The organism is Glaciibacter kafniensis (assembly GCF_039538945.1).
GTDB classification, from domain to species: domain Bacteria; phylum Actinomycetota; class Actinomycetes; order Actinomycetales; family Microbacteriaceae; genus Cryobacterium; species Cryobacterium kafniensis.
On sequence record NZ_BAABCN010000004.1, the window covers coordinates 122,304 to 134,040 of the forward strand.

Here is an 11,737-nt window from a genome sequence, read left to right on the forward strand (position 1 = left end):
CGATGGTAGGAGCGAATCTCGCCGCATTCACTGCGAAAAAGTGTGAGCAATTCGTGCTTCTTCAACATTTCGTACAATGGCTTCTATGGCTCGTGACGTTTCTTCAGTTGCCCGGGTGCTTGCCGGCACGCTGATCGGCAGCTCGGTCAGCGGCGGCGCGCCGGTCGATTCGGCGGTGCCGGCCCAAGATTTCACCGTGCATGCCCACCCGAATTTCGCGAGCCTGGTCGTCGCGACTCCGGTCGAGCTTCGTGCGCTGCTCGATCCGGCCGACCCCCGCCGCGAAGCCGTTCGCAAGGCGGTTCTGGTCACCACCGAGGATTCCCGGGAGCTGCGCGAGCTGATCGAGGCGTCGCGGGCGACGGCGATCCTCTGTTCCGGAGCCGACGCCCGGGTGCTGCATCCGACCCTCGTCGCGCTCCTGGCTACCGACCAGGCGGCGGAGGATCGCCTCGTGACGAGCGGAACGAAGGTGCTCACCCAGGTCGCCCGGCGCGGCGGGGTGAGCGCGGTGATCGCAGAACTCGCGCTGCGCATCGACGGCTGGGCCGTGCTGCTCGACGGCCAGGGGCATCCGATCGCCAGTGCCGGCGCCGGTGCGCTGCATGTGCAGGATGCGACGGCGGTGGCATTTCGCCGACCGGTGCGGGTGCGCCACCCCGGCCTGCAGGTGCACCCCGTCGGACCGAATGAAGACCTGACCGCCTATCTGGTGATCGCGTCGCACGAGCGGTCGATGAGCCGCAACCGCGATCTGGCCTCGCAGGCGGCGGCGCTGCTCGACCTCATCCTGCGCACGCACGACCACACCGTCACCGAGCGGCTCGGCCGTGAGGTGATGATCACGACTCTGCTCTCTGGTACTCCCGCTGCCGCGGCCTCCCTGCTGCAGCGGTGGGGTGTTCACGAGACCTCGCTGACCGCGTTTGTGCTCAGCTCGCGGTCAAAGGCCGTCGACCTGGAACGCCTGGTGACGCGCTGGTTCGACGAGCTGGGCTGGGTGCATGTGATGACGACGCTGAACGGCAGGGTGCTCGGCTTTGTGCGTGACGACCACGTGGCGTCGATCGCCGCCCTGGTGGAGAGTTACGCGAGCGAGGTGCAGGTTCCGCTGCGCTGTGGCATCGGCTCGAGTGCGGGCATCGATGCCCTGGGTCGCAGCGCATCGGAGGCGCGGCAAGCGCACGATGTGGCCGTGACCGACGGTCGGCCGGTCGCCCGCTACCGTGCGCTGCCGACCGTACACTACGTGCTCGATCGTCTCGACGACGACTCGACGGCGCAGATCGCCGATGCTCTCAACGGCTTGCGCGACGACGGCGGACGGCACGGTGACCTCACCCGCACCCTGCGGGTCTACCTGGCCGAGCACGGCTCGTGGGGTGTCACCGCCACGCAGCTCGGCATCCATCGCCAGACGCTGGCGAGTCGCATCCAGCGCATCGAGGAGCTCACCGGCCTGTCGATGTCAGACCCCGACGATCGCACGGCGGCGTGGCTCGCAATTCGGGCGCTGGAGCGCTGAGCGCGCCTGCCTCCCCCGTGAGGTGCCAACTTCTGCTAGTTGCGACCGCCGCGGACTAGCAGAAGTTGGCACCTCACGGGCCGCTTTGCGGGTACCACGCGATGACAAGCTTGCTTGACCATCAATGCCATCGAGACCGGGCGGTACGACCCCTCCCTGACCCTCGCCGTTCGCCTGGCCCGATTCTTCGGGTCAACACTTGAGGAGATGTTTCACGTTGAAGATCACTAGCCGACTGCCTCTCTCAATAACAAACGTCGTCCTTGTCGGGACGCTTCTCGCCGGAGCCGCCGTCTCGGCCCTGACGAAGAATTGGGGCGGCACCGTCATGCTGCTTATGCTCGCATTGTTCGGGCTTGCCGGCGCCGTCTACGCGCGCCGCCCCGACTCTCGCGACATCACCCGCATCAATGCCATCGAGTACCGCGACGAACGAGATCGTCTCCTGGCCAAGCAGGGGTTTGCGGCCGTCGGGGCCGCCGCATTGATCCTCTCGGTCGTCGAGTTTGTTCTCGCGACGCTTCTCGGTCAACTCGTTCTCCTCGCGGCCGCGCAGGTGATTGTGCTGTGCATCGTGTGGGCCATCGCGAACGCGCGGGCAGTGAACCGAAGCTAGTTAGCCTCGCGTGGAGACCGTGACCGTGAACTTCGTGTTGCGGCCGACCTGGTGGGTCGGCCCGACGATGCGGTTCAGCGCGGAGCGGTAGCCGAGATGGGTGTTCCAGACGGTCCAGAGTTCGCCGCCGGGCTTCAGCACACGGGCTGCGTCCTCGAACAGTTTCAGTGCGATTCCGGCGTGCACCGACGCCCCGATGTGAAAAGGCGGGTTCAACACGATCAGCTCGGCCGAGGCATCCGGTTGGCTCTGCAGCGCGTCATCCCGCACCACGGTGATCCGGTCGGACACACCGTTGGCCTCGGCGGTGGCGCGAGCGGATGCGACGGCAGCAGCCGACTGGTCGCTGGCCGTCACGTGCACGGCCGGGCGGGCACGCGCGAGCGCACTGGCCAGCACGCCGGTGCCGCATCCGAGGTCGATGGCCGCCTGGGCGTCCGGCTTCATGCGGTCGATGAACTCGAGCAGGTAGCGGGTGCCGATGTCGATCGTGGTGCCGGCGAATGCGGCGCCGTGCGCGCAGACGGTCAGGCCGAGGTCGGCGTGCACCATGCGGTGCGGCCACTCTGACGCGGCTGCGTCGGCTGTGCTTTCGCCCGTGCTGCCTGTGTCACCCGTGTCACCCGTGCTGCCCGTGTCACCCGTGCCACCCGCCGCCAGCGGCTTCGACGCAGTGAGCACTCGGGACTTCTGGGCGGCCAGCGAGGCCGTCACCTCGCCGAAGTGCCGGCGCATCACCTCATTCATGGCCGGGGTCATGTGCTTGACGCGCCCGCCCGCGTAGACGCGCACCGATGGGTCGGCATAGCGAGCGATGGCCGCAGCGAGCTCGTCGAGCGCTGACAGGCCGCGGGGCAACTGCATCAGCACGACGCGGGCGCCCTGCAGAAGCTCGGCGCCGAGGTCGAGCGAACGATAGACGCCGGTCAAGCCCGCCTCCGCGGCGTTCGCGGCGAGAGCGAGTTCGCCGGAGAGGGCATCCTGATGCACCCGGATGTCGGCAAGCCCAGCCTGCGTTGCGGCACCGAGGGTGAGCGCGCCGTAGTGGTCTTCGAGCACAACGACGGTGCCGGGGGCGTCGCTCGGGGAGGTGGCCGCGGCGGTGGCGAGGTCGTCGGCCGCCTCAGCGAGGATCAGCCGGTCGCTCGCGTCGACGGCGAACAGATTGTCGGCCTCGACGTCGGGCCAGCGGCGCAGAAGGTCGAACGAGAATTCAGAAGTCACTCCGTTAACGCTACCTCGCGCATCCGCTCGCCTGCCCCGCGCGTGCGCCGGTCAGCCGCACGCGTGCGTCAGCCGGCCCCGCGCGTGCGTCAGCCGGCCCCGCGCGTGCGTCAGCCGGCCCCGCGCGTGCGCTCAAATCGTCGGCTCGCCTCTGCCCTGGCGACAGTTTGAGCGCACGCGCGAACCCACACGGCGGGTCGACAGCCGTGGGTGCGCTTGAATCGTCGGGTCGCGCGTGCCCCGGCGACGATTTGAGCGCACGCGCGAAAGCTGCACACCCACGAATGACCGCGAGTGCGGGCAAAGGGCCGCTCAGAGCGACCGTTTGCCCGCACTCGCGCACTGGAAACGAACGAAAGTCAGTCGGCGACGGACGGCGTCGGGGTCACCCGGTAGCTCGCACCCCGGTGCTCGGCCGGCAAGCGGTCGCCCCGACCATGCAGCTTCTGACGCAGGGTGCCCTCGATGTATTCGGTCGGATAGGCTCCGCGGCGCTGCAGCTCGGGGATGACGAATTCGACGACATCCTCGAAGGTGCCCGGCGTGATCGCGTAGGCGAGGTTGAAGCCGTCGACGTCGGTCTCGTCGACCCATTCCTGCAGCTGATCGGCGATTTCGACGCCGGAGCCGACGATGAACGGGCCGAGCCCACCGATGGCGCCGTGCCGAGCGATGTCGCGCACGGTCCACTGGCTGCCGTCTTCGGCCGCCTGCTGAAAATTCGCGACCGCCGACTGGATGGCGTTGCTCTTGACGTTGCCGATCGGCTCATCGAGGTCGTAGGTGGAGAGATCGATGCCCATCCACCCCGACATGAAGACAAGGGCGCCCTCTTCGCTCGCGTAGCTCAGGAAGTCCTGGTACTTCGCCTGCGCCTTCTCTGGCGTCTCATCGGTGATGATCGTGAGCAGCGTGTAGATGCGCGCGGAATACCGATCGCGCCCCGCCGCCTCGAGGGCATCCCGAATCTTGGTGACCGTCGACTTCAGCCCGGCCTTCGTCGAGGCGCCGACGAAGATCGCCTCTGCGTTCTCGGCGGCGAAGCCGATCCCGCGCGGCGACGCGCCGGCCTGGTAGATCACGGGAGAGCGCTGCGGCGACGGCTCGGAGAGGTGGATGCCCGGCACCGTGAAGTGCTTGCCGACATGGCCGATCTCATGCACCTTCGTCGGGTCGGTGAAGACGCCCGTTTCGCGGTTGCGCTCGACCGCGTCGTCTTCCCACGAGCCCTCCCACAGCTTGTAGAGCACCTCGAGGTACTCGTCGGCGTGGGCGTAACGCTCGTCGTGTTCAAGCTGGTCGTCGTTGCCCATGTTGCGGGCGGCGGAGGGCAGATAGCCGGTGACGACGTTCCAGCCGACGCGACCGTTGGTCAGGTGGTCGAGCGTCGACATCCGTCGGGCAAAGGGGTACGGATGCTCATACGCGGTTCCCGCGGTGACGCCGAAGCCGAGATGCTCGGTCACGAGCGCCATGGCTGAGACGAGAAGCAGCGGGTCGGAGACAGGAACCTGGGCGCCGTGGCGGATTGCCGCCTCGTTGCTGCCGCCGTAGACGTCGTAGGTGCCGAGCACATCGGCGATGAAGATGCCGTCGAAGCGGCCACGCTCCAGCAGTTTCGCGAGCTCGGTCCAGTAGCGCAGGTCGGTGTACCGCGCCGACTGGTCCTTCGGGTGGCGCCACAGCCCGGAGGACTGGTGGGCGACACAGTTCATGTCGAACGCGTTGAATCGGATCTGCCTGGTCATCTCCCCATCGTGCGCGCCCACTCGGCCACCCGCATCCGAAACTGCAACAAAACGTCAGAAACGGATGCCGGCGGTTGAGCCGGTCGCCGTGGGCGGGCATCGGGCCGATGAGGACAAGCAGTAGGGTTCAACTCGTGTTCAGGCTGAGTCGCCGTGAATACTCGCCCTAGCCCAACTGAAATTGGAGAGTAATGACCGATAGCTACACTTTCGTCCTGATCCACGGCGCCTGGCACGACGGCGATCTCTGGGAACCGATCGCCGGCCGCCTGCGGAAAGCCGGGCATACCGTCCATACTCCAACAGTGGCCGGACATGGGAAAAACGCCCCCAAAGATGTGACGCATGCCGAGGGGGTGAGCTCAATCGTCGACTACATCGTTGAGAACGATGTCACCGATTTCCTCCTCCTCGGGCACAGTTTCGGCGGCACGATCATCTCCAAAGTCGCAGAGCAGGTTCCGGAACGAATCCGGCGTCTCGTCTTCTGGAATGCGTTCGTGCTCGAGAACGGCAACTCCATCAACGATGAATCCCCTGCCCTCTATCGCGAGCTAATGAACGCGACCCAGGTTGATGGAACATTCATGTTGCCGTTCCCACTCTGGCGTGAGGCATTCATTCAGGATGCCACCGAGGAGCTCGCTCGCTCGTCTTACGACCAGCTCTCAGCAGAGCCGATGAGCATGCTCGAGACGAAGCTCGACCTCACCCGGTTTTACGAATTGATTGGCGCAGGCGCCCTCAAAGTGAGTTATCTCAACGCCACCGGCGACACCGCCATGCCCCACGGTGAATTCGCCTGGCATCCACGATTCTCTTCTCGTCTCGGCCTGCACCGGCTGGTTCAGATGGAAGGCTCGCACGAAACGATGTTCAGCAACCCAGAACTCGCCACGACGAAGATCATCGAGGCGTGCCGCGACTAGTCGCGATCGCGGCTACCCGCGGTCGAGCGGCCGCCAGACGACGATCTGATTCGAGCGGCGCATCCGCGTGCCCGCCTTCATCGAGATGACGTCGCCGGCCGCGCCCGCCGCGAACACGCGGCGGCCCGGCCGGCTGAGCAGCTCATCGGCCAGAGCCGATTCCAGCTCGCGCAGGCGTGATTCGAGCCCGCGCACGCGATCTTCGAGTTCGAGAATGCGACGGATGCCTTCCAGGCTGACGCCTTCAGCACCGAGTTCCGCGATCTCCCGCAGTTTGGCCACATCGCGCATCGAGTAGCGGCGCGACTTGCCCGGGGTGCGCCCGGGACTGACCAAACCTAAGCGGTCGTACTGCCGCAGGGTCTGCGGGTGCATCCCCGCCAACTCTGCGGCAGTGGAGATCACGAAGACTCGGCTGAACTCATCCATTGCGATTCCTACTATCCCCGTGCCTTGGCGAGAAGCTCTTCACGAGGATTCTCGTCTGGCAGGGCGGCGGCGAGCGCCTCGATGGCCTCCTCCGCCTCTTTCGAGAGGTGTGACGGCACGGCAACCTGAACCTCGGCGAGAAGATCGCCGGTGCCCTTGGCCGTTTCGACACCGCGACCCTTGACGCGCAGAATGCGGCCGCTCGGGGTGCCTGGTGCCACCCGCAGCTTGACCGGAGGCCCACCGAGGGTGGGGACTTCGATCGTCGCTCCGAGCGTGGCTTCCACGAAGGTGATCGGAACCGTGACGCGCAAGTTCAGGCCGTCGCGTTCGAAGACGGGGTGCTTGCGCACCGACACCGTGAGAACGATGTCGCCGGCTTCACCGCCATCCGGACTCGGCTGACCCTTGCCACGCAGCTTGATCTTCTGACCGTCGGCCACACCGGCCGGGATCTTGACCTTGATCGGTCGACCCTCCTGCGTCTGCAGGGTGATCTGATCGCCGTGGGTCGCCGTGACGAAGTCGATGGTCGTCGACGCGACAACGTCGCGCCCCCGAGTCGGCCCGCCGGCGCCGCGGTAGCCGCCAGATGAGGTGCCGAATCGGCCACCCCCCTGTCGTCCGCCGAACAGTCCGCCGAGAATGTCGTCGTAGTTGCCGCCCTGCTGGTATTGGTAGTTCTGCTGACCGGCACCCCCGCCGAACATGCCGCCGAAGACGTCGTCGAAACCGCCCTGTTGGCCGCCACCCGTACCGGGGGCGGTGAAGCGAGCTCCACCACCCATGGCACGGATTGCGTCATACTCTTTGCGCTGCTCAGGGTCAGCGAGCACCGAGTGGGCCTCGCTGATCTCCTTGAACTTCGCTTCAGAAGCCGCATCGCCCTGATTGGAATCGGGGTGATACTTGCGCGCCAGCTTGCGATAGGCCTTCTTGAGCTCGGCCGGTGTGACGTCTTTACCCACACCGAGGATCTTGTAGAAGTCCTTGTCGAACCAGTCCTGGCTAGCCATCGCTCGGTACCTGAACCACGACCTTGGCCGCGCGCAGCAGCGTCGAGCCCAGGTTGTAGCCGGTCTCGACCACATCGGCGACGGTTTCGACCTCGACGTCGGCACTCGGCTGCTGGAAAACAGCCTCGTGCAGCGTGGGGTCGAACGGCTCACCGACGGTGCCGAACGGCGTCAGGCCGAGCTTCTCGACGGATGCGCGCAGCTTGGCGGCAATCGTCGCGAACGGCGTTTCGGCAACCAGGTCGCCGTGCTTCTCAGCACGGTCGAGGTCGTCCAGCACCGGCAGCAGGATGGCGATGACTCCGCCGGTGAGGCGCTCGCGCTCAATCTCACGGTTCGCCTCGGTGCGCTTGCGGTAGTTGGCGTATTCGGCCGTCACGCGCTTGAGATCGGCGAGGTGCTCATCCGACGGATCGGTGGCTTCGAGATCTGCGGCATCCAGGATGTCCTGAACGGTCAGCTCGTCTTCCTCGATTCCCTCAGCGTCGGCCGCAGCCGAGGTGGCGCCGGTGGGCGCCTCCTCAGCTGACGACTGGTCGAACGGCTCTTCCGCAGGGTTGCCCCCTGCATTGGTGTCGTTTGCCATGTTTACCTACTTCTTCTCTTCTTCGTCTTCGACAACCTCGGCGTCGACAACGTCTTCGTCAGAAGACGCGTCGGCGGGCTGGTCAGCGGATGCGGATGCAGCTGCCTCATCGGCCTGGCTGGAGGCGTAGATGGCCTCGCCGAGCTTGCCCTGGCTGGCGTTCAGCTTGTCGAACGCGGTCTTCACCGCGTCGTCGTCGTCGCCGGCGAGAGCGGACTTCAGAGCGTCAACATCGCCCTGCACCTCGCTCTTGACGTCTTCGGGCAGCTTGTCTTCGTTGTCCTTGATCAGCTTGTCGATCGAGTAGGCGAGCTGCTCTGCACCGTTGCGAACTTCGGCGGCCTCGCGGCGCTTCTTGTCCTCAGCGGCGTGCTCTTCGCCCTCGCGAACCATGCGCTCGATGTCTTCCTTCGCCAGCGAGGAACCGCCGGTGATGGTCATCGACTGCTCCTTGCCGGTGCCCTTGTCCTTGGCGGACACGTGCACGATGCCGTTGGCGTCGATGTCGAAGGTGACCTCAACCTGCGGGATGCCGCGCGGAGCCGGTGCAATACCGGTCAGCTCGAACGTTCCGAGGTTCTTGTTGTCGCGGGTGAACTCGCGCTCGCCCTGGAAGACCTGAATCGCAACTGACGGCTGGTTGTCGTCGGCGGTCGTGAAGGTCTCACTGCGCTTGGTCGGGATGGCCGTGTTGCGCTCGATGAGCTTGGTCATGATGCCGCCCTTGGTCTCGATACCGAGGCTCAGGGGGGTGACGTCGATGAGCAGAACGTCCTTACGCTCGCCCTTCAGCACGCCGGCCTGCAGTGCGGCACCGACAGCAACGACCTCGTCAGGGTTGACGCCCTTGTTGGGCTCCTGTCCACCGGTCTCCTGCTTGACGAGCTCGGAAACGGCGGGCATACGGGTCGATCCACCGACGAGCACGACGTGTGCGATGTCGCTGACCTTGACGCCGGCCTCACGGATGACGTCCTGGAACGGCTTCTTGGTGCGGTCGAGCAGGTCGCTCGTCATCTGCTCGAACTGGGCGCGGGTCAGCGTCTCGTCGAGGTTGGCTGGCCCGTTCTCGGTCAGCGAGAGGTAGGGCAGCTGGATGCTCGTCGACATGCTGCTCGAGAGTTCCTTCTTGGCCTGCTCTGCGGCTTCCTTGAGGCGCTGCTTGGCGATCTTGTCGCCGGAGACGTCAACGCCGGTGGTCTCCTTGAACTTCTTGATCAGGTGATCGACGATGCGCTGGTCCCAGTCGTCGCCGCCGAGGCGGTTGTCGCCCGAGGTCGCACGAACCTGGATGGTCGAGAAGTCGTCGTCCTTGCCCACTTCGAGCAGCGAGACGTCGAAGGTTCCGCCACCGAGGTCGAAGACCAGGATGAGCTCGTCTTCTTTACCCTTGTCCAGGCCGTAGGCCAGAGCAGCAGCGGTCGGCTCGTTGATGATGCGCAGCACGTTGAGACCGGCGATCTCGCCGGCTTCCTTGGTGGCCTGACGCTCAGCGTCGTTGAAGTACGCGGGAACCGTGACGACGGCATCCGTGACCTTGTCGCCGAGGTACTGCTCGGCGTCCCTCTTGAGCTTGGCCAGAATGCGGGCCGAGATCTCCTGCGGGGTGTACTTCTTGTCGTCGATGGCGACATTCCAGTCGGTGCCCATGTGGCGCTTCACGCTGGAGATGGTGCGGTCGACGTTGGTGACGTTCTGGCGCTTGGCGGTCTCACCGACCAGCACCTCGCCATCCTTGGTGAATGCAACCACCGAGGGGGTGGTGCGGAGGCCTTCGGCGTTAGCGATGACGGTGGGTTCTCCACCTTCGAGGACGGCGACAACCGAGTTTGTGGTTCCGAGGTCAATTCCTACTGCACGAGCCATGCGATTCTCCTTCAATGTGTTTCGGGTGATTCAAAATTGTGGGTCCGAGAGTTGAGTCCCGGTGGCTCAAGTATGCCAGGGCAGGAAAATCATGTCAAACCAGAACTGGCAAAGTTGAGTCACATTGACTCAACTCTCAGGTTTCGCCGATTTCGACGACGTTCGGTCTCTCGGATCTGACCGTTCACGGCCCCGTTCCCGCCGCCCTCTCACTGATCTGGCCGCGCCGCATCCGCTTGTTTGCCGGCCACCGCTACCCTGAGGCCATGACCGACAATTCGACGCCGGACCCCTCAGAAACGCCGCGCGATGCGCCGCGCAACTTTCCGCCGGCCCTCTTGACCCATGCCGACGGCGCCGCCGCCACGATCGGGGTCGACACTGGCCAGGTTGAGGCGGTTGCCGCGCAGGGCGCTCGCAAGGGTCGCATCCTCGCCTGGAGCTTGTGGGACTGGGGCGGATCGGCCTTCAACGCCGTCGTCACCACCTTCGTCTTCACCGTCTATCTCACCGGCGAGGCCTTCGGCGGAGAGGCATTCGTCTCGGCGCAGCTCGGCTGGACGCTGGCCATCGCCGGTCTGATCGTCGCGGCGCTCGCGCCAATCACCGGGCAGCGTTCGGATGTCTCGGGTCGCCGCAAATTCTGGCTCGCGGTCAACACCTACATCGTTGTCGCAGTCACGGCGCTGATGTTCTTCGTCAAGCCGGAGCCCGGCTACCTCTGGCTCGGACTGCTGCTGCTCGTCGTCGGAACCGTGTTCTTCGAGTTCGCGTCGGTCAACTACAACGCGATGCTCGCCTCCGTGTCGACCCCGCGCTCGATCGGCAAGGTCAGCGGGTTCGGCTGGTCGATGGGCTACTTCGGCGGCATCGTGCTGCTTCTCATCGTGTACTTCGGCTTCATCCACCCCGATGTCGGATTGTTCGGCGTGACGGATGCCGATGGCCTGTCGGTGCGTGTGGCCATGCTCATCTCGGCCGCCTGGTTCGGGCTGTTCGCCCTGCCCGTTCTGCTGGCTGTGCCCGAGTACCACGCCCCCTCGAAGGTGCAGCGCGAGAAGGTCGGATTCTTCGCCTCCTACGGCCGACTCGGTCGGGACATCAAAGCCCTCTGGAAGACCAGCCGACAGACCGTGTTCTTTCTGATCGCCAGCGCGGTATTCCGCGACGGCCTCACCGGGGTCTTCGCGTTCGGCGGCATCCTCGCGGCCGGCACCTTCGGATTCTCAGCTGGCGAGGTGATCATCTTCGCCATCGCCGCGAACGTTGTCGCCGGTGTCGCCACCGTCACGATCGGCCTGCTCGACGACAAGATCGGCCCGAAGCCGGTCATCGTCGCGTCGCTGATCGGCCTGATCGTCTGCGGCTCCGCCGTGTTCTTCTTGCACGACGGCGGCCAGATCGTATTCTGGACCTTCGGCCTCGCCCTCTGCCTCTTTGTCGGGCCGGCCCAGTCGGCCAGCCGATCGTTCCTGGCCCGGGTCATCCCGACCGGGCGCGAGGGCGAGGTGTTCGGTCTGTACGCGACAACCGGCAAGGCGGCCACGTTCCTGGCGCCGACCGCCTTCGCGCTGTTCGTGACCATCGGCGGGGCGCAGTACTGGGGCATCCTCGGCATCGTGCTGATCGTGGCGATCGGGCTCGCCCTGCTGCTGCCCGTGCAGGCGAAGCCGAAGCAGCTCGACTAACCCTGTGGTCGAGTGATGGAGCGAGGGCCCCTCCCATTCGACGGAGATTTTCGCCGATGAGCCCGTTTTTAGCCGAATCTGGCCGGATTTGCGATCAATCTCCGTCGAAT

At 65.5% G+C, this 11,737-nt stretch carries 11 protein-coding genes; 5 read left to right on the top strand and 6 right to left on the bottom strand.

Going from position 1 to position 11,737, the window contains the following annotated elements; genetic code table 11:
• Positions 1-85 precede the first annotated feature (85 nt).
• The 3 genes from ABD791_RS09820 (at position 86) to ABD791_RS09830 (ending at position 2,141) form a co-directional block, all read left to right on the top strand.
• Complete coding sequence (locus tag ABD791_RS09820; protein ID WP_345065570.1) at positions 86-1,525, top strand: PucR family transcriptional regulator; 1,440 nt, start codon at positions 86-88, stop codon at positions 1,523-1,525.
• 114 nt (positions 1,526-1,639) lie between these two features.
• Positions 1,640-1,756, top strand: coding sequence for a helix-turn-helix transcriptional regulator (locus ABD791_RS09825; RefSeq protein ID WP_345065572.1), 117 nt, complete (start codon positions 1,640-1,642; stop codon positions 1,754-1,756).
• Positions 1,743-2,141 carry a hypothetical protein gene (locus ABD791_RS09830; protein ID WP_345065575.1) on the top strand — a complete coding sequence of 133 codons (399 nt, stop codon included), beginning with the start codon at positions 1,743-1,745 and terminating at the stop codon, positions 2,139-2,141. The genes ABD791_RS09825 and ABD791_RS09830 overlap by 14 nt, the downstream gene beginning before the upstream one ends.
• On the opposite strand, the gene ABD791_RS09835 is transcribed toward ABD791_RS09830, so the two are convergent.
• Together ABD791_RS09835 and ABD791_RS09840 are read right to left on the bottom strand one after the other, a co-directional pair.
• Positions 2,142-3,365 (bottom strand): class I SAM-dependent methyltransferase, encoded by a 1,224-nt coding sequence (locus ABD791_RS09835; RefSeq protein ID WP_345065579.1) that lies wholly within the window; start codon positions 3,363-3,365, stop codon positions 2,142-2,144.
• Between the two features lie 359 nt (positions 3,366-3,724).
• Positions 3,725-5,113, bottom strand: a complete 1,389-nt coding sequence (locus ABD791_RS09840; RefSeq protein ID WP_345065582.1) for an LLM class flavin-dependent oxidoreductase — start codon at positions 5,111-5,113, stop codon at positions 3,725-3,727.
• A gap of 191 nt (positions 5,114-5,304) precedes the next feature.
• On the opposite strand from ABD791_RS09840, the gene ABD791_RS09845 reads away from it, so the two are divergent.
• Positions 5,305-6,042 carry an alpha/beta fold hydrolase gene (locus ABD791_RS09845; RefSeq protein WP_345065585.1) on the top strand — a complete coding sequence of 246 codons (738 nt, stop codon included), beginning with the start codon at positions 5,305-5,307 and terminating at the stop codon, positions 6,040-6,042.
• A 12-nt stretch (positions 6,043-6,054) separates the two neighbouring features.
• Here the strand turns inward: ABD791_RS09845 and ABD791_RS09850 are convergent, their stop codons facing one another.
• Genes ABD791_RS09850 through dnaK form a run of 4 tightly spaced genes read right to left on the bottom strand, consistent with a single transcriptional unit; the run spans position 6,055 to position 9,939 of the window.
• A complete protein-coding gene (locus tag ABD791_RS09850; RefSeq protein WP_345065588.1) occupies positions 6,055-6,471 on the bottom strand; it encodes a heat shock protein transcriptional repressor HspR in 417 nt (138 codons plus the stop codon).
• 11 nt (positions 6,472-6,482) lie between these two features.
• Positions 6,483-7,487: a DnaJ C-terminal domain-containing protein gene (locus ABD791_RS09855; RefSeq protein WP_345065591.1), complete on the bottom strand. Its 1,005-nt coding sequence runs from the start codon at positions 7,485-7,487 to the stop codon at positions 6,483-6,485.
• Positions 7,480-8,073, bottom strand: a complete 594-nt coding sequence (locus tag ABD791_RS09860; RefSeq protein ID WP_345065593.1) for a nucleotide exchange factor GrpE — start codon at positions 8,071-8,073, stop codon at positions 7,480-7,482. The genes ABD791_RS09855 and ABD791_RS09860 overlap by 8 nt, the downstream gene beginning before the upstream one ends.
• A 6-nt stretch (positions 8,074-8,079) precedes the next feature.
• A complete protein-coding gene (dnaK, locus tag ABD791_RS09865) occupies positions 8,080-9,939 on the bottom strand; it encodes a molecular chaperone DnaK (protein ID WP_345065596.1) in 1,860 nt (619 codons plus the stop codon).
• A gap of 266 nt (positions 9,940-10,205) precedes the next feature.
• Between dnaK and ABD791_RS09870 the strand changes: the two genes are divergently transcribed.
• Entirely contained in the window at positions 10,206-11,627 is a 1,422-nt protein-coding gene (locus tag ABD791_RS09870; protein WP_345065599.1) for an MFS transporter, read from the top strand.
• Positions 11,628-11,737: the final 110 nt, after the last annotated feature.